17 protein-coding genes are annotated in these 20,006 nt (G+C 44.5%); 8 read left to right on the top strand and 9 right to left on the bottom strand.

Annotated elements, in window-relative coordinates; all coding sequences use genetic code 11:
* The coding region (locus ACOCD9_RS12915) for a transposase (protein WP_287704779.1) at positions 1 to 166 on the top strand (166 nt) is incomplete at its 5' end.
* A gap of 168 nt (positions 167 to 334) precedes the next feature.
* Here ACOCD9_RS12915 and ACOCD9_RS12920 read toward each other — a convergent pair.
* Complete coding sequence (locus ACOCD9_RS12920) at positions 335 to 1,810, bottom strand: leucyl aminopeptidase (protein WP_419547703.1); 1,476 nt, start codon at positions 1,808 to 1,810, stop codon at positions 335 to 337.
* A 695-nt stretch (positions 1,811 to 2,505) separates the two neighbouring features.
* Here ACOCD9_RS12920 and ACOCD9_RS12925 point away from each other — a divergent pair.
* From ACOCD9_RS12925 to ACOCD9_RS12940, 4 genes are all read left to right on the top strand, one after another.
* The gene (locus ACOCD9_RS12925; protein ID WP_419547705.1) at positions 2,506 to 3,633 is read left to right on the top strand and encodes an aldo/keto reductase; all 1,128 of its coding nucleotides are present in this window, start codon (positions 2,506 to 2,508) and stop codon (positions 3,631 to 3,633) included.
* A 132-nt stretch (positions 3,634 to 3,765) separates the two neighbouring features.
* Positions 3,766 to 4,845 carry a class II fructose-bisphosphate aldolase gene (gene fba / locus ACOCD9_RS12930; RefSeq protein ID WP_002744497.1) on the top strand — a complete coding sequence of 360 codons (1,080 nt, stop codon included), beginning with the start codon at positions 3,766 to 3,768 and terminating at the stop codon, positions 4,843 to 4,845.
* A 191-nt stretch (positions 4,846 to 5,036) separates the two neighbouring features.
* On the top strand, positions 5,037 to 6,275 hold the full coding sequence (gene ctpA, locus ACOCD9_RS12935; protein ID WP_419547706.1) for a carboxyl-terminal processing protease CtpA: 1,239 nt from the start codon (positions 5,037 to 5,039) through the stop codon (positions 6,273 to 6,275).
* 432 nt (positions 6,276 to 6,707) lie between these two features.
* Positions 6,708 to 8,012, top strand: a complete 1,305-nt coding sequence (locus ACOCD9_RS12940) for an ABC transporter substrate-binding protein (protein WP_419547708.1) — start codon at positions 6,708 to 6,710, stop codon at positions 8,010 to 8,012.
* Between the two features lie 529 nt (positions 8,013 to 8,541).
* On the opposite strand, the gene ACOCD9_RS12945 is transcribed toward ACOCD9_RS12940, so the two are convergent.
* Positions 8,542 to 9,729, bottom strand: coding sequence for an FtsW/RodA/SpoVE family cell cycle protein (locus tag ACOCD9_RS12945; RefSeq protein WP_287704781.1), 1,188 nt, complete (start codon positions 9,727 to 9,729; stop codon positions 8,542 to 8,544).
* 71 nt (positions 9,730 to 9,800) lie between these two features.
* On the bottom strand, positions 9,801 to 10,745 hold the full coding sequence (locus ACOCD9_RS12950; RefSeq protein WP_287704737.1) for an isoaspartyl peptidase/L-asparaginase: 945 nt from the start codon (positions 10,743 to 10,745) through the stop codon (positions 9,801 to 9,803).
* A 283-nt stretch (positions 10,746 to 11,028) separates the two neighbouring features.
* Here ACOCD9_RS12950 and ACOCD9_RS12955 point away from each other — a divergent pair, with 283 nt between their 5' ends.
* Positions 11,029 to 11,229 (top strand): hypothetical protein, encoded by a 201-nt coding sequence (locus ACOCD9_RS12955; protein ID WP_287704739.1) that lies wholly within the window; start codon positions 11,029 to 11,031, stop codon positions 11,227 to 11,229.
* Here ACOCD9_RS12955 and chlP read toward each other — a convergent pair.
* The 6 genes from chlP to phaA all read right to left on the bottom strand — a co-directional run bounded on the left by chlP (position 11,226) and on the right by phaA (position 17,375).
* Complete coding sequence (gene chlP, locus ACOCD9_RS12960; RefSeq protein WP_002751549.1) at positions 11,226 to 12,443, bottom strand: geranylgeranyl reductase; 1,218 nt, start codon at positions 12,441 to 12,443, stop codon at positions 11,226 to 11,228. The genes ACOCD9_RS12955 and chlP overlap by 4 nt on opposite strands.
* A gap of 247 nt (positions 12,444 to 12,690) precedes the next feature.
* A complete protein-coding gene (locus ACOCD9_RS12965) occupies positions 12,691 to 13,785 on the bottom strand; it encodes a class III poly(R)-hydroxyalkanoic acid synthase subunit PhaC (RefSeq protein WP_002795840.1) in 1,095 nt (364 codons plus the stop codon).
* 159 nt (positions 13,786 to 13,944) lie between these two features.
* Positions 13,945 to 14,940 carry a class III poly(R)-hydroxyalkanoic acid synthase subunit PhaE gene (phaE, locus tag ACOCD9_RS12970; protein ID WP_419547709.1) on the bottom strand — a complete coding sequence of 332 codons (996 nt, stop codon included), beginning with the start codon at positions 14,938 to 14,940 and terminating at the stop codon, positions 13,945 to 13,947.
* Positions 14,941 to 15,019: 79 nt separating this feature from the next.
* A complete protein-coding gene (locus ACOCD9_RS12975) occupies positions 15,020 to 15,232 on the bottom strand; it encodes a hypothetical protein (protein ID WP_002784823.1) in 213 nt (70 codons plus the stop codon).
* A gap of 223 nt (positions 15,233 to 15,455) precedes the next feature.
* The gene (phaB, locus tag ACOCD9_RS12980; protein WP_287742274.1) at positions 15,456 to 16,172 is read right to left on the bottom strand and encodes an acetoacetyl-CoA reductase PhaB; all 717 of its coding nucleotides are present in this window, start codon (positions 16,170 to 16,172) and stop codon (positions 15,456 to 15,458) included.
* Positions 16,173 to 16,184: 12 nt separating this feature from the next.
* Positions 16,185 to 17,375 carry an acetyl-CoA acetyltransferase PhaA gene (gene phaA / locus ACOCD9_RS12985; protein WP_271929416.1) on the bottom strand — a complete coding sequence of 397 codons (1,191 nt, stop codon included), beginning with the start codon at positions 17,373 to 17,375 and terminating at the stop codon, positions 16,185 to 16,187.
* A 219-nt stretch (positions 17,376 to 17,594) separates the two neighbouring features.
* Between phaA and ACOCD9_RS12990 the strand changes: the two genes are divergently transcribed.
* The gene (locus ACOCD9_RS12990; protein WP_419547711.1) at positions 17,595 to 18,728 is read left to right on the top strand and encodes an FAD-dependent oxidoreductase; all 1,134 of its coding nucleotides are present in this window, start codon (positions 17,595 to 17,597) and stop codon (positions 18,726 to 18,728) included.
* 284 nt (positions 18,729 to 19,012) lie between these two features.
* Positions 19,013 to 19,891, top strand: coding sequence for an RNA-directed DNA polymerase (locus ACOCD9_RS12995; protein WP_419547712.1), 879 nt, complete (start codon positions 19,013 to 19,015; stop codon positions 19,889 to 19,891).
* Positions 19,892 to 20,006 lie beyond the last annotated feature (115 nt).

Raw genomic sequence — 20,006 nt, forward strand, 5'->3', positions numbered from 1 at the left:
AATTAGACAAGAATTTCCGGATTTGGCGGCAAAGTATTTCGACAACAAACCCTATTTTTGGGCGGGAGCTTATTTCGTGGCTAGTTGTGGCGACGTTACTGTCGAACAACTAAAAAAATACGTCGAGAACCAAAACTCCCCAAAAGTGGAAAGGCTACTGCGTTAGTTTCATTCTGGTCGCGATTCATCTCCCGTTAACCGCTACGCAGTTTAACGGGAGTCCTCTCGCGACCTTGAGATAGGGGTGAGGGGTGGGGCAGATTTTTCAGGGATCGGTAAACAGTAAACAGTGAAAATACTCCTCACCTAATACCGCTTACCGATCACCGATAACTTAATTATTGGCCATTACCCAATTAACTAGAGTGCGGACGGGAAAACCGGTGGCCCCGGAATTATTAACGCCATTTTCTTTATCGGACCAGACCGGTCCTGCGATATCTAGGTGGAGCCAGGGAGTATTATTAATGAATTGCTTCAAAAATAAAGCGGCTGTAATGGAACCGCCGGGGCGCGGGCCAGTGTTTTTCATATCGGCAATTTGAGACTTCAGACCCTCGAAATATTTTTCTTCTAGAGGCATTGGCCAGAATTTTTCGCCGGCTAATTTAGCGGCCTCTTGGAGTTGAGCAGCGAGACTCTCATCGCTACTCCATAAACCGGCGATATCGTCACCCAAAGCGATGACACAGGCCCCGGTTAAAGTGGCTAGATCCACGATCGCATCTACCTCTAATTTTTCCGCAAAAACCAAGCCATCGGCCAGGGTTAATCGTCCCTCGGCATCGGTGTTATTGACTTCAATAGTTTTGCCGTTAGAAGCGGTTAAAATGTCCCCGGGGTGCATAGCGCGACCACTAATCATATTTTCCGTAGCCGGACAGATAAAGTGTACTTCCACTTCTGGCCGTAATTGAGCGATCGCCTTGGCTGCCCCTAGGGTAGCGGCACCACCCCCCATATCCATTTTCATGGTTTCGATGCCACTGCCGGCCCCTTTAATATTCAAACCGCCGGAATCAAAGGTTAAACTTTTGCCGACGATTGCTAGTTTACGTTTCGGGGTTCCTTGGGGTTTATAGATTAAATGAAGGAATTTCGGGGGAATATCCGATGCTTTTGCCACTCCTAGGAAGGCTCCCATACCCAAGCTTTCGCATTCTTCCTGTTCCAGAATTTTGAGACTTAATCCGTATTCGCTGGCAATTTGCTCGGCGGTTTCTGCCATGGTTAGGGGGGTGACGGTGTTCGCGGGAGCATTGACTAATTCTCTGGCCAGAATCACCCCGGAACAGATTTGCTCGGCCTTGGCGATCGCCGATGCTTGCTCTCCTAAACCCAATAACTCGACGGTTTCTAATTTGGCTCCTTTTTCCTCCTTAGTGGACTTGAAGCGGGTATCCTGATGAGTGGCCAGCAGCAGCCCTTCCGTGATTGCTCCGGCAGTGGCGGACTGATCCCCAACTACTGGTAAACTGATGGCCAGAGCTTGGCTTTTTTGTTGTTTGGCCAGACGAGCGATCGCGGCGGCCGCTAGACGCAGGGTTTGCAGGTCGAAATCGGCAGTTTTTCCCAATCCCACCAGGATTAATTTGCGAATCGGACCACCACCACCTAGACGAGTCGCCGCACTGCTGCCTAATTTTCCCTCGAATTCCGTCTCGGAGATGAGTTCCCCTAGGGTTCCCCCCAGTTTATTGTTTAATTCTGCCAATTCTCCTGCAATCTCGATGGCTCCTTCTGGTAAACCTAGGGCTAAAGTATCTCCTGTCCAAGTAAGGAGCGAGGTGTCAGTCGATCGAATATCCATTCTTTATCTCGATAATTCTTTGCAAATTGCTTCTATTAATCACTATACTGTAAGCTCTATCAGTGGCTGTCTTATTCTTTGTGTGATAATTTTAACTTATATAGTAGTGATCGATCTCTGTGTCCTTTGTGTCTGGAGTGGTTCGTTCCACTCACTCGCCCATAAGACTGTATCTTAACGTCAGTTCGGGATAAGGGAATTTTGCCATAGCTTCCACGAAAGAATAGGAGTTTTAGGCTACGGTAGCATCAGGGTTTTAGCTTATCCCGAACTGAGGTTACCTACTTAGGGTTTGCGGCAAAAAGTTTTTCGTAGGGGCAGGGTGTGGGCTTCGGCCGTGAGCTCAGCCGAACGGGTGTAGGGTGTAGGGTGTAGGGTTTTAGCGATTTTCAGGACGTTCGGCGAGCTCAGTCGAGTGGACGGTGAGCCTGTCGAACCGCCGGGGTCAATTACCTAATTTTCAGGGAAAAAGTGCCTAAACTTCCCCCCGATCACCCCAGTGTCTGGCACTTTTTGATGGGAAAAAAGTCTAAAATTCTTATCCAACAAGGTTTTTAGATTTATTCAGCAAGCCCTACTTAACTGGTAACTGGTAACTGGTAACTGATAACTGATAACTGGTAACTGATAACTGATAACTGATAACTGGTAACTGATAACTGATAACTGATAACTGATAACTGATAACTGAATCAATGCGTTATCGACGATTTGGCCGTACTAATTGCCAATTTTCGCTGTTTTCTCTGGGGACAATGCGCTGTTTGTCCTCAGAGTCAGTGTTTGCCGCAACACTCGATCGCGCCCTAGAATTGGGGATTAATCACCTAGAAACGGCCAGAGGTTACGGTAATAGCGAAGTTTTTCTCGGTCGCTACCTGCAGCGTCAAGGAGTGCGGGAGCGGGTTTATCTGACCACGAAATTGGTTCCCACTCCCGATCGCCAAACTATGGAAAAAGCGATCGGCGAATCCCTAGAACGATTACAATTAAATTACCTCGATTGTCTAGCAATTCACGGTATTAACACCCGCGAGCATTTAAACTGGATTAAAGACCCGCAAGGCTGCATGAAAGCCGTTTTTATGGCCCAAGAAGCTGGAAAAATCGGTCATATTGGCTTTTCTACCCATGCACCCCTAGAAATTATTCTGGAGACGATCAATACAGATTTCTTCGCTTTTGTCAATATCCATTACTATTTTTTTTGGCAAAGACAGCAACCAGCGATCGCTTTAGCCCAAGCAAAGGACATGGGTGTGTTTATTATTTCCCCTGCTGATAAGGGAGGTAATCTCCACAGACCTCCCAAGAAGCTAGAGGAATTATGCGCCCCTTTTTCACCCCTAGAGCTAAATTATCGCTTTTTATTGAGCGATCCGCGCATTACTACCCTCAGCGTCGGGGCAGCGATACCAGAGGAATTAGAGGCAATTATTAACGTATGCGAAGAAGATCAGCCCCTAGATGCGGCAGAAATTGCCGTTTTTAAGCGTTTAGAGACACATTTAACCGATAAATTGGCCACAGATCTATGTAGCCAATGTTATCAATGTTTACCCTGTCCTGAAAATATTAATATCCCCGAAGTGTTGAGACTGCGGAATCTGGCAGTAGCTTACGAAATGACCGATTTTGGCCAGTATCGCTATCGAATGCTGGAAAATGCCGGTCATTGGTTCCCCGGACGCAAGGCCAATAATTGTACTGAATGTGGTGATTGTTTACCTCGCTGCCCGGAAAAATTGCCGATTCCCAGTCTGTTATTTGATACACACGAACTACTTAACGGACCAGCGCAACGGAGATTGTGGTCATCTTAGGACGAAACTGGGAAAAATTTTTTTTGGGGATCGTCAAAGTGTAAAAACTATCTTAAGATTAACAGGTAAGAGAATTAACTTTCTTGAATTTAAAGAGACAAAAAACAAGAAATAGATTAAGGAGTAAAGGATATGGCACTCGTCCCCATGCGGTTATTGTTGGATCACGCGGCTGAGAACGGATATGGCATCCCCGCTTTTAACGTAAATAATATGGAGCAGATCCAAGCGATCATGCAAGCGGCGGCAGCCACCGACAGCCCCGTTATCCTACAAGCTTCTCGCGGTGCGCGCAAATATGCAGGGGAAAACTTCCTGCGTCACTTGATCACCGCCGCGGTGGAAACCTATCCTCATATCCCCATCGTGATGCACCAAGATCACGGTAATGAACCCGCCACCTGCTACTCGGCCATCCGTAACGGTTTCACCAGCGTCATGATGGATGGTTCCTTAGAAGCGGATGCTAAAACTCCCGCCACCTACGAGTACAACGTTAACGTTACTGCTGAAGTGGTAAAAGTTGCCCACTCGATCGGTGCTAGTGTGGAAGGGGAACTCGGTTGTTTAGGTTCCTTAGAAACCGGTAAAGGAGAAGCAGAAGACGGTCACGGTTTTGAGGGAGAATTAGATCACTCGATGCTGTTAACCGATCCCGATGAAGCGGTGGATTTCGTCGAAAGAACCCAAGTAGATGCTTTAGCAGTAGCCATTGGTACTAGCCACGGCGCTTACAAATTTACCCGCAAACCCACCGGCGAAATTCTCGCTATTAGCCGTATTGAAGAAATTCATAACCGCTTACCCAATACTCACTTGGTCATGCACGGTTCTTCCTCGGTTCCTGAAGATCTCCTCGAATTAATCAACCAATTCGGTGGCGCTATCCCTGAAACCTACGGTGTTCCCGTGGAAGAAATCCAAAAAGGCATCAAGAGTGGTGTGCGTAAAATCAATATCGACACCGACTGCCGTTTAGCAATTACCGCCGCAGTTCGTGAAGCACTATTCAGCAACCCGAAAGAGTTTGATCCCCGTTTCTTCCTGAAACCCTCGATCACCTATATGCAGAAAGTTTGTGCCGATCGCTATCAACAATTTGGTACCGCCGGTAACGCCAGCAAAATCAAACAAATGTCCCTCGATGACTACGCAGCCAAATATGCTAAAGGGCAATTAACCCAAGTCAGCAAAAAAGTTGTGGCTGTCTAGTAGCTGAACAATTAAGCGATCGCTTAATGGCACCGATCTAGTAGAATTTTTTGGGGTAGTTAACCATAACTACCCTCTTTTTTATGGCAATGCCTTCAAGGGAAAGAGTTACCAGATAAGAATCGATTTCAGAGAAAAGACTATACTGAAAATAATCAGCAGATCAGCACTGGATTTATAAGAGAAGCAAGATGAGAAAAAAATCGTTGTGGGCGGGATTATTGGTGGGATTTTGGTTTTGTCTGACTTGGATGGCATGGACACCCACAGCAGCCGCCTTTAGCGAAGAACAAAAATTACTACTGCAATCTTGGCGATTAGTCAACCAATCTTATTATGATGACACCTTTAATCATCAAAACTGGTGGCAGGTGCGGGAACAATTCATCAAAAAACCCCTTAACGATCGGACGGCGGCCTATAATGCCATCGAACAGATGTTAGCCACTCTCGATGAACCCTTTACCCGTCTCTTGCGACCGGATCAATACCATAACCTACAAATTAGCACCACGGGGGAATTATCGGGGGTAGGACTGCAAATTAATATCAATCCCGACAATGGTTACTTAGAAGTGGTTGCCCCCCTTGCCGGTTCTCCTGCCGAGGCCGCTGGTTTGACTAGCCACGATCGCATTTTGTTTATTGATGGGATCGATACCACTACTTTAACCCTCGATGCGGCGGCGGCCAAAATGCGCGGCACCCCCGGAACAGAAGTTTCCTTAGTCATTCTTCCCGATCAAAAAAGTCAACCAAAAACCCTATCTTTAACCCGTCAACGCATTTCTTTAAGTCCAGTGGTAGCGGTTTTGGATAAAAATTCTAGTTCCTTGCCGATCGGTTATGTGCGCTTAAATCAATTTAGTGCTAACGCTGCCAAAGAAGTCTCGGAAGCTGTGACGAACCTACAAAAACAAGGAGCCAAGGGTTATATTTTGGATCTAAGAAATAACCCTGGTGGTTTACTGCAAGCGGGCATAGAAATCGCTCGGATGTGGATTAATCAGGGAACGATCGTTTATACGGTTAATCGCGAGGGAATTGCCGATAGTTTTGCCGCTGCTGGCAATGCTTTAACCGATGCGCCTCTAGTGGTTTTAGTCAATCAGGGAACCGCCAGCGCCAGCGAGATTTTAGCCGGAGCATTACAGGACAATCAACGAGGGGTTTTAGTGGGAGAAAAGACTTTCGGTAAGGGATTAATTCAGTCTTTATTCGAGTTACCCGATGGGGCAGGATTAGCGATTACCGTCGCCAAATATGAAACTCCCGCCCACCATGATATTCATAAGTTAGGAATTATGCCGGATCAAGTGGTGGCACAGGAACCGATCACCTATGAGGAAATCGGCACCGAAAAAGATAGTCAATACCAAACGGCGATTCAGTTTTTAAACCAGAACACCGTTTTAGCCAAAGCTTCCTAAGTGGGTTTTCAGCCATCAGTGACCAGTGATCAGTAAACAGTTATCAGATGCGAGTTTTCAGGGTTCTTCGTTACTTGGTCTGGTTCGATCGGGTGGCATAAATCGACTAAATTCTTATCTGGCAAAAGATTTAATTGATTAGTTCGCTCTAGAGCGAAAACAATTAACAAAAATCGCCAAATGTCTTTCTCTATAAGAGTTTCATTCCTTATAACCCTGTACGTTGCATAAGACAAACCGAAGAACCATAATTCATAATTCATAATTCATAATTACTAGGGCATAAATCGAACAAATTAGCCATTTTTTCCATCAATATCTAAATTAAGATGGAAACCTGTTTGATTTGAAGAGAATGCTAACATCGATTAGAATTTTCCCAGTCCGGGCTTTTCAGTCTTGCAACCTTGACTCATCCTTAATTTTACTGCCATGCAGAGATATATTCGATCGCCCCTAGCCCTAACCCTGAGCATCAGCCTCTTAGCTAATTTTTTAACCGCTTGTAATAATGCCCAAACCCCGGATAACAACACCTCTAGTCCCACCACCACTGCCCCCAGTGATGAGGGACTAAAATTAGGGGCCTTACTGCCCATTACCGGAGATTTAGCCGCTATTGGTCAAAATATGCCCGAAGCGGCTGCCCTAGCGGTAGAGACTATCAATGCCTGTGGTGGAGTCAATGGCAAACCCGTCACCCTGGTGAAAGAAGATGACCAAACCGATCCCGCTGCCGGTGCTTCAGCGATGACGAAACTAGCGGAGGTGGATAAAGTAGCCGGTGTGATCGGTTCTTTTGCCAGTAGTGTATCGGGAGCAGCCGTCGATGTGGCGGTGAGAAATAAAGTTATGTTAGTCTCTCCGGGTAGCACCAGTCCCGTATTTACTGACAGGGCGAAAAAAGGCGATTTTCAAGGTTTTTGGGCGCGGACGGCTCCCCCAGACACCTACCAAGCTCAAGCTTTAGCGGTCCTAGCTAAGAAAAAGGGTTTTCAAAATGTGGCCACCGTCGTGATCAATAACGATTATGGAGTCGGATTTGAACGGGAATTCGTGAGCGCTTTCGATAAATTAGGCGGCACTATCACTAATAAGCAAAATCCTGTCCGTTATGACCCGAAAGCTGCCACTCTCGATAGTGAAGCGGCGGCTGCCTTCGCTAACCAACCGGATGCTGTAGCGGCAGTCCTTTACGCTGAAACGGGCAGTTTATTGCTACAAGCGGCCTATAAACAGGGATTGACCAAAGGAGTTACTGTCCTCCTCACCGATGGGGTTTATTCGGAAGATTTCACCAAACAGGTGGGGAAAGGAACCGATGGTAAGTCAATTATTGCTGGCGCCCTAGGCACTGTCCCCGGGGCCGACGGTCAAGCTTTAAGCGCTTTTACTAGCCTCTGGAAAGAAAAGACCGGCAAGGATGTCACTGCTTTTGTTTCCCATACTTGGGACGCGGCGATTTTATTGATGTTAGCAGCTGAGGCGGCTAAATCTAACACTGGTGAAGGGATTCAAAGCAAGATTCGTGAGGTGGCTAATGGTCCTGGGACGGAAGTAACCGATGCTTGTCAAGCCATGGAAATGATTCGCAAAGGCGAAGATATTAACTATCAGGGGGCCAGTGGTAATGTGGATATCGATGAAAATGGCGATGTGGTCGGTAGTTACGATGTCTGGACGGTTAAGGATGACGGGACTCTCAAGGTTATTGATAAGGTGACACCCAATCAGTAATCAGTAATCAGTGATCAGTAATCAGGAGTCAGGAGATTGCTTGTATTTATTTTCCCTGCTCCCCTCTCCCCCCCAACAGCCACGAAGTCCGTTGACAGCGGCATACTTTGTGCTTTTTGTCAAAAAAACTTTTTTTTTGCAATAAAACTACACAAAAAAAAGATCATCGTTGTGGGTGAAATTGACTCATTTACCTGTCTTAATTAGGATTACCTTCTAGCTGTGGCAAGGGTTTCAAGCGTTGCTGTCCAAAAAAGCACAAGATAGGCCATTATGAAATTCAGTAAAATCGCTGTAACCATTGTAACATCGTTGTTAAATAAAAATCTTTCTCAATTAATTTTTAAGAATTTGTAAATATTGCGGAATGTTAATTTAAATATTCTCAAGTTTTTGTCATCAATCAATAATTTTTGCTTATCTTGGTCGAACATTGGGTTAGGAGTCAGGAATCCGTCGTCAGGAGATTATTTTTATTTATTCTTCCCACTCCCTACACCCCACCTCATAATTCATAATTCATAATTCATCACCGATCACCGAAAACCGAGACAGTTTTCTGAGGACTTTTTTTACTGGTGGGAACTGGATCGGGGTCATTTTCTTCCCTGGCCACCCGGATTAAGAGGGCGGCTAAAAAGAGACTGGCTAAACTGGAACTGCCGCCATAACTAAAGAAAGGGAAAGGTAAGCCAGTAGTGGGTAAAGAACCAGTGGCCACACCGATATTTAACAGAGATTGACCGATTAAAATAACCATCGCCCCGATCGCCACTAATTTTTTGATGCGATGACGACATTTAACCGCCACGATCAGGGCGAGAGTAGCGTAGAGAAATAGCATAATTAACAGTAAAATACCGCCAATAAAACCAAATTCCTCGCCAAAGACAGCGAAAATAAAATCCGTATCCGGGAAGGGTAGATAAAATAATTTTTGTTGGGATAAACCGTAACCGCTGCCGGTGGTTCCGCCAGAACCGATCGCCAGTAAACTCTGCACTAATTGATAACCATCACCCCGGGGATCCTGCCAGGGGTCTAAGAAAGATAAAATCCGTTTTCTCTGGTATTCGCGGAAAGTAACACTAACCACAGCCATAGTTAAACCCAGTAAAGCACTACTGGTCATGTAGGATAAAGGCAGACCGGAGGCAAGAGCGATCAGCCAGAGAGTTATACCACACAGAGCAGTGGTACTCAAGTTAGGTTGTAAGAGGATGCCCGCTAGAATTAGGCCAAAAATAGCAATCCAAGTTAACCGTTGATTGACATTTAAACGCGGCCATCCACCGAAAACCGCCGCTCCTTGCAGGACGAGAAACGGTTTCATAAATTCCGACGGTTGCAAGAGAATCGGCCCGATTTTAATCCAACGGGTGGCACCGTTGATATTAGCTCCCAAACCGGGGATGAGAGTGATCAAAATTAATCCTAAAACTAATAAAATCATCCAGGGGGCGATTTTGAGGAGTTTCTCGATCGGCAATCGCACCAGGAAATTAAAGCCAATTAAGCCAACCCAAAGCCAGATTAATTGGCGGATAAAATAGTATAGTCCGTTATCAAAGCGACTGTCAGCCAGAGCGTAGGAAGCGGAAAAAAGCACGACTAACCCGACTAACAGCCACAAAAAGGTCATCCAGCGCAATAATCGCGCTTCGGCTGACCAGTTTTTCACATCGGGGTCAAAAATAGGGATAATGTATTGCCACACGGAGATTTTTCGAGAAGAAGTATCTTGCACAGATTAACCGAAAAGACTAGGCTCGATCGCGGTTTGTTCCACTATCCGACGGCGACATGACCGATTAAACCCGCATTTTCACCGTGCCATTCTAGGGTATCACCGATCGCCTGACCGTCGTGATAGGCAGCCAAGAGAATTTCCGCCGTTTTCCCCCAAACAATATTACCCTGACGATCGAGGGAAATCATGCCCAGATCCCGACCATTAGTTTGGGATTCGTGCATCGATTTCTTCACGGCAGCGGCGAGGGAAAAACCATCGGTGACGCGAATGACCACCTTAGCGGCTAAACACTCATCGATAATATCTTCCCCGACCCCCGTACAACTTACTCCGGCCCATGGATTGGCATAATTGCCGGCCGGCATGGCACTGTCACTAACGCGACCAATTCTTTCTAATCCCTTCCCCCCGGTAGAAGTTCCGGCGGCGATGTCTCCTTGTTGATCAAGAGCTACTACCCCGATAGTTCCCCGTTGCGCTGACGAGTCGGCGAATAAACGGGCCATTTTGCGATTAAAATTCGTCTTTCTTTCCTCCATCCATTCTTGAATCCGATAATCGGTGAGGGGATCATAGAGGGGAATTTGTAATTCTCGGGCCAGATCTGCAGCCCCAATTTCCGAGAGAATGCGATCCTCTTGACTTTGGAGAAAGTGGGCTAGGCTAATGGGATTCTGTACCCGCGAGACGTTAATGACACCGCTTAAACGCTGATGACGACCATCCATCAAGGCTGCACTCATTCGCACCTGACCATCCGATTGCACCACCGAACCGGTCCCAGCATTAAATCGCGGTTCATCCTCCAGTAACATACATCCTTTTGTCACCGCATCCACAGCACTAGCACCATTGTCAAGGAGGTTGTAAATATTCTTAACAATCCCCCGGAGAGAATCGCGCACTGATTCTAAACCACCTTTGTCCTCTAGGGAACTCGCTCCCCCATGAATAATTAACTTCGGATTTACTCTGGTCATCGAAAAATTGAGTCCGACACCCCGTCTCTTGAGGACGGCTTTACCATTAAATAGTAGCGCATTTACACCATCTATCTTGACTGCCTCTTTAACAAAAGGCCATAACCTGTACTGTCAGCTGCCCGCGCATTTAAATTATGAACAGCTTATCAAATATTTTTTCGGCATTTTTATTTGAATTAGGGTTTGCTGAATAAGTACGGGCGAAGCATTCGGATAGAAAATCTACCTTTTCACCGATAGGTTATTGTCCGAATGCTTCGCCCCTACAGGACGCGGGCCGATGAAGACGCAAGGTTTTGAACGACGATTCTCTCAAAATCTTGCACCTGTTTCGCGAGAAAAGCCCCAAAACCTTTACTTTGCCTACATTTCAAATTTATTCAGCAAACCCGAATTAGAGAAGACAGGAAGGGACAACCCAAAAGAAAACCCAACCACCGCCATGGGAAGATTGGGTTTTCTGGTTATCAATGGATTTTAAGGGGCCAAAGCGTTACCGCGCAGGAGAGAACCGATGGTTTTAGCGGTAATCTTCATCTGTACGAGAGGATTAGCGGGAACAACGGTTTTATAGAGATAACTGTCAAAAGTCATCTTCTGTACGTCCTTATCGGAACACATTTCCACAAAAGCTTCCCGGGTGGCATCGGTACGGTAGAAAACCCGTTGCAGGATATCTAATACCAGATAGGTCATACCGTATTTCTTATCCCAACGCTTGAGGTAGAGTTTTAACTCGTCCTCTGTGGGAATACGTTGGCCGCCGTTGGTGACTTCGACAATGGTTTCGGCACACATCCGCGCCGATTTAGCGGCGAAATAGATGCCTTCTCCCGAAGACTTCGTAACTGTTCCCGCAGCATCGCCTACGAGGGCCACACGACCGACTACACGACGAGGACGGGGATGTTCAGGGATGGGGTGGGCCTCCACGCGGATGATTTCGCCTCCTTCCAGACGACGGGCCGCGCGAGCGCGAATACCGGCTTGTAGGTCTTTAATCATGGCTTTATTGACCTTCATTGTGCCAGTACCGACGGCGACGTGATCGTATTTGGGGAATACCCAAGCGTAGAAGTCGGGGGATACGTCTTTTCCTACATACATTTCGGCCAGATCTTCGTAGTAGGCCATTTTATCTTGGGGAAGACGGATGCGTTCTTGGAAAGCGATCGCATAGTTGTAATCCCCGGCATCAATAGCTTTGGCAATGCGAGAATTAGCACCGTCGGCGCCGATAACCATATCCACCTTCAGAGATTTCATTTCCCCTTGGGAATTGCCGTGGGAGTGATCGGCGTAGTGTAGGGTATAGGGATCGGTGCTATTGGTGGGAATGTCGAGACCGTAAACGGTTCCGTTGATTAAATGCGCTCCTAATTTATGGGCGCGTTCTCTCATAAAACCGTCGAGGACTTCCCGACGACACATTCCGATATATTCGTCTTGATTATCGAGATTAATATCGACTTCGACGTTAGAGGGGGAGATCATTTTCATTTTTCTCACCCGGCGATCGATAATTTCAGGAGGTAGGTCAAATTCGCTCACCATACAGAGAGGAATCGCTCCACCACAGGGTTTAGCATTATCTAATTTGCGTTCAAATAAATAGGTTTCAATGCCTGCTTTAGCTAATGTTTCTGCCGCCGAAGAACCGGCCGGCCCTGAACCCACAACAGCGACTCTTAACACTCAGGTTTTCTCCTACATACTTACGAGCGAGTACGCTTTGCAGTGTACCACAGGGGTTTAGCCGAAAGGAACGGGATTCTCCGATTCTGCCCGATCTTGCAACAGTGCTTAACATCCTCTGTTACAAAAGTTTATTTTATTGCCTGTAGATGTTTTTTTATCGATGTGTTGTATTGTGTTACACCCGTAGAGAAAAAACTGCTAAACCCCTCTCCCAAATTGGAAAAGGGGATAGGTGCGAGGATTGTTAAGCTCTTGCTTTCAACCAATCGCTAATAGCGGGGGGTAAATCCCGTTGCACTTTGCCACTGACATACATTCCGATATGTCCGACGGGGAAAGCACAAGCGGTATAGTCAGAAGTACCGATATAATTCCCTAAAGCGAGGGAAGAAGCGGGAGGGACAAGGTGATCTTTATCCGCATAAAGATTGAGAATTGGCATGGTCAGATTATGTAAATCTACCCGTTTATCTCCTAACATCACTTCCCCTTTAATCAGTTTATTTTGCTGATAGAAATCCTTGAGAAACTGTCGATAGGATTCTCCCGCTTGGTCAGGACTATCAAAAATCCATTTTTCCATACGCAGAAAATTAACTAATTTTGATTCGTCTTCCATGATGTCAGGAAAATCGAGGTATTTCTGATAACCTAACTGCAAAGGTTTCAATTCCAGAAACTCTAAGTTGAGAAAATCTCCCGGAATATTGCCCATGGTATCTACCATTAAATCGATGTCTAATGCTTCGGCTCCCAAGGAACACCCCCCGCGCATATTTAAGAGGGTCTCGGTTTGATAAAAGTCCACCGGTGTCACCATTGTTACCAGATTTTTTACCTTATCGGGATAGAGGGAACTATAGCATAAACTAAAGGTTCCCCCCTGACAGATTCCTAACAGATTAATTTTGTCGAGATGGTGACTTTGACGAATAAAATCGACGCAATTATCCACATAACCATTGATATAATCATCAAGGGTTAACCAGCGATCGCTTCTGGTGGGATATCCCCAATCAATTAAGTAGATATCTAGACCTAATTTCAGCAGATTGGCCACTAAAGAACGCCCTTCCTGTAAATCTACCATGTAGGGACGATTGACCAAAGCATAAACCATCAGCAAGGGAATCTCGAAGGGTTTTTCAACCACGGGTTTAAAGTGGTAGAGAATGATTTTATCTTCCCGATAAACTGCTTCTTTTTCTGAGACTCCACACTGAATATCTTCTTCTTTAACTCGTTTGAGATTGTCTAAACCTTTGAGATTTTTCTGAGTTAATTCTAGATAATCTTGGGTAAAATCTTCCAGTTTCACTTGCGTCAAAAATGGCCACATAATTTAATTCTCCTAGAAAAGTGGGGAAGTGGGGATTTTTCAGTGAGCAGTGAACAGTAATCAGTGAAAAGAAAGTTCCGAAGTTTTCACCTAACACTATATACTGAAAACTGCAATCCGATAACTGATAACTGATAACTGATTGTCAAGCACAATTAACTAATTGTTACTTTCTACTGCTTTTTTTTCTCCTAAAGCTTTTTTGAGACTTTTTACCTCTTTGCGTAATTCATAGATAGTCCGATGAATTTCATCGACTTCGCTGCGGGTGGGCAGATTCATCGAACGCAGGTAAATTTCCATCAAATCCTGCTGTTTGAGGCGATAATCATTGAGGGAATTAATAAATTTTCCCCTTACTTTTAGGTTTTCTGGTTGACAAAAAGCCTTTTCAAAAATATCATCAGCGACGACACTCCACACATCTTGAAATTCTCGCCAATCCTTGACAGGTTGACCTTTTTCTGCTAGGAAAACTAATTTTTTAGTTAAAGCTTCAAAGGATTTAACTTGAATATCAGCCAGCACAATTTGATAGTTAATACTAGCCTGATAAAGAATGCGCCAAGTTTCAAAACTATCGAGTAATTTGCGGTTAAATTCTCGCGGCAATCCCAATAAAGGCATCTGTAACCATTGGCCAAAAGTTTCATCATAAAACTTCTGCCAATAGATATTATTGAGTTCGATCAAGGAAGAAGTGTTACCTAACCAAGCTTTGGTTATTGTGTCATTTGACAGGACGAAAGGATCGAACCATAAATGATTGAGACTTTGCAATTGTTGCAGGTAAATTGTCCATAGTTGACTGACATCTTGACTACTTTGGGAAGTGGTAGTAGTAAAACTATTCAGTTGACCGCGCATCTGTTGGGCATAATTATCTAAAATTGTTTGCCAGTTTTCTCCTGTTTGCATTTTCGGAAAGATACTTTCCCAAGCTTCCACTGATAATTTTAGGAATTTGATCAATAAATCCCGATTATCGAAATAGCGCTGGGTTGCCTCTTGTAATTCTGGTTTAATATTGCCCATAGGAGTCGGTATCGCCCCCATCATATCAAACCAACTTGACCACATTTTTGCCCCGGTTTCTGTCCAAAGATTGACGTAATCGGTAGCCATCTCACTCCAAGCTTGTGTCGGTTTATCCATTATTTTTGCCCTTTTCCTTTAACGCTGATTTCGCTAGTTTACTAACCTACTCTACACCCGATAACTGATAACTGATAAGTCATATTTTTCCAGACTTGGCAATTTTTGCCAGTAATCTTAACGCTTCATTGACTGAGGCTGAATCCTGAAAAATTTCCGCCACATCGGGATCGAGAATTATCACATTACTAGCCTGTCGATAAGCTTGATAATATTTGCCACGAATACCACCAGAAAAGTCATATTCAGTTCGCATCTCGTCATTAACCGTTTCTTCAGACTCCTGATTCATAATTTTTTCTCTCCTGTTTACTAGCTAAACGGGCGCTAAATAACGGAGGCAAGGAGCAGGAGGCCGTTTTTGTAATGGGGATTTATGCCCCGCTCCAAAAACTTTTCGCCTTAAGGCGAGGTTTTAGACCCGATTTTTTCGATAACAAACACATTTTCCATCTTTGAATTAGATAACTGATAACTTACCCACTGATAACTGATAACTGATAACTGATAACTGATTAGGTGTGGTGGGCCCCATTAACTCTGAGGACTTCTCCAGAGACATAACTGCTGGCAATAGGAGAGAGTAAATAGGCAGTTGCCCAGGCGATATCTGCGGGTTCACCGAAGCGACGACAGGGAATTTCGGCGGTGATTTTATCGCGAACCTTATCGGGAATCGCTAAAGTCATTTCCGTGTTAATAAACCCCGGTGCGATCGCATTGGCGCGAATATTATAACGGGCAGCTTCTCGCGCTAGGGATTTGACTAAACCGATAACTGCCGCTTTTGTGGCTGCGTAATTAGTTTGGCCGGCATTACCGCGATCACCAGAAATAGAACTAATACAAACGATCGATCCCGCTTGTCGTTCGTACATTCCCTCAATAAACGGTTTAATCGTGTGATTAACCCCTTTTAGGTTGACATTAATCACTAAATCCCAATCTAGCGGCGTTAATTTAGCGAAAAAGTTATCTCTGGTAATCCCCGCGTTAGCGACGATGCCATACACTGGTCCCAATTCCGCTTCAATTTGTTGAGCTGCCGCTTCCATCGATTCCAACTTAGTCACGTCGGCGACAATACCTAAACCCTGGGGATTATCCGTGGCTAAATCCGTGTAGGCCACCTTGGCCCCCAAATCTATCAAAAGAGAGACAATAGCCGCCCCAATGCCTCGATTTCCGCCGGTAACGACGATAACTTTCTCCTCTAGTCCCAGAGATACCATAGCTTTTTCCTCCTAAACTCTTTCAATTGCGATCGCTGTTCCGCCACCGGTCCCATGACAGATGGCCCCCATACCGAGGGTTTTATCCTGTACTTTCAACGCGTTAATTAACGTCACCAGAATTCGCGCTCCGGAAGCGCCGATGGGATGACCCAAGGCGATCGCACCACCGTGAACGTTTTGTTTTTCCCTCGCTAACCCCAGATCCATCTCAAAAAGCAGATTATTTAAGGCAAAAGCTTCGTTATTTTCCACTAAATCGAAATCTTCGATCGTTTTATCTAAAGATGCCAGCAATTTTTTCACCGCGAGGACGGGGAATTCTGGGAAGCGATCGGTTTTGCCAGCACCCACAGCGCCGCCAAGGATTTTGGCAATTGGTTTTAAACCGTACTGATCCACAGCTTTTTGACTGGCTAAAAGGATAGCGGCGGCCCCATCGGAAATCTGACTACTATTCCCTGCGGTTAAAACTCCCGACGGATTAAAAGCCGGCCGCAGTTTTCCTAAACCTTCCGGGGTACTATCGGAACGAATACCCTCATCTTGATCAAGAATTGTGGAACCTTTCTTAGATTTAAGCTCAATTGGCACGATTTCGCCGTTAAACCAGCCTTTTTCTGTGGCTGTGGCCGCTCTTTGGTGGGATAAGGCGGCAATTTCGTCTAATGCTTGCCGAGAAACCCCGCGATCGAGACAGAGGCGATCAACTTGGGAACCCATGCCCTCAGTCGTGGTAGCATCGGTTAAGCCATCGTGCAGTAATAGGTCGGTTAATTGTTCCGGCGCACCCATAAGGAATTTATAACCCCACCGGGCCCGATGGGAGAGAAAAAAGCCAGTTTGGGACATGGATTCAATACCACCAGCGAGGACGAGATCCGCTTCTCCGGCGCGAATTGAGGTGGCAGCGTTACTAACGGCAATCATTCCGGAAGAACAAACCATATCCACCCGATATCCGTCCACGCTTACGGGAATTCCCGCTTTAATCGCCGCTTGTCGGGGGATTAACTGACCATGGCCCGATCCCAAAACATTGCCGAAAATGTACAAATCTAGGGCTTCTGGGGGCAAATTAGCGATTTCTAGGGCGGATTTCATCACTGTTGCCCCTAAATCGGCCGGGGATAATCCCATTAATCCCCCACCAAAACGACCAATTGGAGTCCGGACAGCGGCCACGATATAAACTTCTTGCATAGACTTCTCTCTATTGGGAAGCGAAGATACTAGATAGAATTTGCTTAAGAATATCGAGTCCGAAAAGATCAAAATCCCAATTGACTGTCATTGGTTAAAAGTTCCTGGCCCCGATGTCTTGAGTTTTTGTCTATCTACCCTCGATCTTGCAACAGAATTTCTGTGTCAGAAGATATATTCATTAGAATTTAACTTTTCCGGCAGCAATCCCCTTTTTTTATGGATTTAGTCAAGCGTCTAGTTTTTATCGGTGGTGGCCATAGTCATGCGATCGCCCTTCGTCTTTGGGGGCAATCACCCCTAAAAAACGTTCAATTAACTTTAATTAGCGATGTCACCCATACCCCCTATTCGGGAATGTTACCTGGCCACATCGCCGGTTTTTATGATTTTGCCGAGACTCATATCGATTTACCTTCTCTAGCTAGGTATTCTCAAGCGCAATTCTGTTTGGCTAAAGCTAGTTCCATAGATACGGAAAAATGTCAAGTAATTTGTCATAATTCTTCACCGATTCCCTTTGATTATCTCTCGATCGATATCGGCAGCCTCCCGGCAGTGGATAATGTTATCGGTGCTAAAGAGTACGCTATCCCCGCCAAACCCGTGCCGATTTTTCGGGAAGGATGGCAAGAAATCCTCAAAAAAGCGGTTAATAACCCGAATAATACTCTCAATATCGTCATTGTTGGTGGTGGCGCAGGCGGGGTCGAATTAGCTTTAAATATGCAGTCCCGTTTGGCCAAAATTCTCAACTCTAGCAGTAATTTGAATTTATCTCTAATTCATCGAGGAAAAAAACTCCTACCAGCCCATAATAATTGGGTCGGTCAACGTTTAGAGAATATTTGTCAACAAAGGGGAATTAGATTATATTTATCAACGGATGTGACGGCAGTGCAAGCAGATGGGATTATCTGTTCATCGGGGTTAATTTTACCGATGGATTATACAATTTGGGTAACGGCTGCCTCGGCCCCTAGTTGGATAAAAGCGTCAGGATTACTGACAGATGAAAAAGGGTTTATTTTAGTGAATAATTATCTGCAATCTCTTTCCCATCCCCATATTTTTGCCGTGGGAGATATTGCCACGATTCCAGATTATCCCCGTCCGAAAGCGGGAGTTTTTGCCGTCCGACAAGGAAAACCCCTGTTCGATAATTTAGTCAGAATTCTGCAAAATCAGCCTCTAAAACCCTATTTTCCCCAGAAAAATTATCTGAGTTTAATCGGGACGGGAGACCAAAAAGCGATCGCATCTTGGGGCGGTTTTGGCTGGCAATCACCGTTATTATGGTTATGGAAAGATCGGATCGATCGAGCTTTTATGAAACAGTTTGAACAGAAATGATGAGTTGCTTTGTCATCGGATTGAATGGCAGTTTAAGTCGGTTGGGAGGTGTGAGAAGCATGACTTAAAGTTGTTGTCTAAATGTCCAAATCGTGAGAAAAAGTTTAAGATTGCTGCTTTGTGGGAGTTTGAAGAATTTGAAGGCGCAGTTTGCGATCGCTGTTTTCTCTCTTTTGCTGAGATGAGAAAGTGCAAACATCGAAAGAATCTTAAAAAATTTGGCTCTAAGGGAAAAATAAATAGCAATATAGCTCTAATATAGATTTAGAGCCAAGAGGATATTTATGCTTAATTTTAACATAGAAGACTATTTAACGGATACAAAATTAATTAGAATGTCGATTTACTATGCAATGAATAGTAGGCTTAATGACGATCAATTTTGTAATTTTTTTGAACTAAGTATCAATTGTAAAAATCAAAATAAAATCAACCTTTTAGTTGAATATATTAAAAATATCTACTCTTTAAAACAACCTTATATACCAGATGAGTCATTTGCTTATACTTATCCCAAAGAAGATTTCTTTATTAGAAGATGTGTATATTTGCCTTTCAAAGAATATGCAATTAGATATCATTTGATTAATGTCCTTTCCTTGGCAGTTGAAAATTCTTTTATTAAAACAAGCTATGCTAACCGAACTCAACGATCACTCAGTGGATTTATCCATTTGTTTAAACCTTATGATTGTCAATATAAAGAATTCATCCAATGGGGGGAAAATCTTATTAAAGAATTTAAAAAAGAGCAGAGAGAGTCTTATTTATTAAACGCCGACATAACATCATTTTATGATAGTGTATCACCTAATTACTTAATCAATAATCTTTTTGATTTAACAGGGAGTATTCTACCTCAAAAATATAAACCGTTGTTGCAGAAAATATTGCAGCCAGAAATTGAATTTTACTCAGTTGTTGATAAATTATTAAAGTTAGAAAAAAAAGAACAAGGACTTTTAGTAGGTAATATAACTGATGGCTATTTGGCAAATATTTTACTAAGTAAAATAGATGAATTGATGATTGCTTATGGCTTTCATTATGCTCGATACGTTGATGATATTAAAATTATTACTAATACTAAAGATGAAGTAATCAAAGCGGTTAATATTTTGCAAGAAGAACTACATAGGCTGAGAGGGGGACAAGCGAGCTAGAAGGTAGATAGGGCAAGCGATATCGCTCTTTGTCCTTTGATGTAATCCTTCAACCGATAGCGGCTAATTTGCATTAGCTCTTCTATATTTTTTTGGAACATTTGATGTAGCTGGA

This window comes from Microcystis sp., assembly GCF_048564745.1.
In the GTDB taxonomy this organism is placed as follows: Bacteria; Cyanobacteriota; Cyanobacteriia; order Cyanobacteriales; family Microcystaceae; genus Microcystis; species Microcystis ichthyoblabe_A.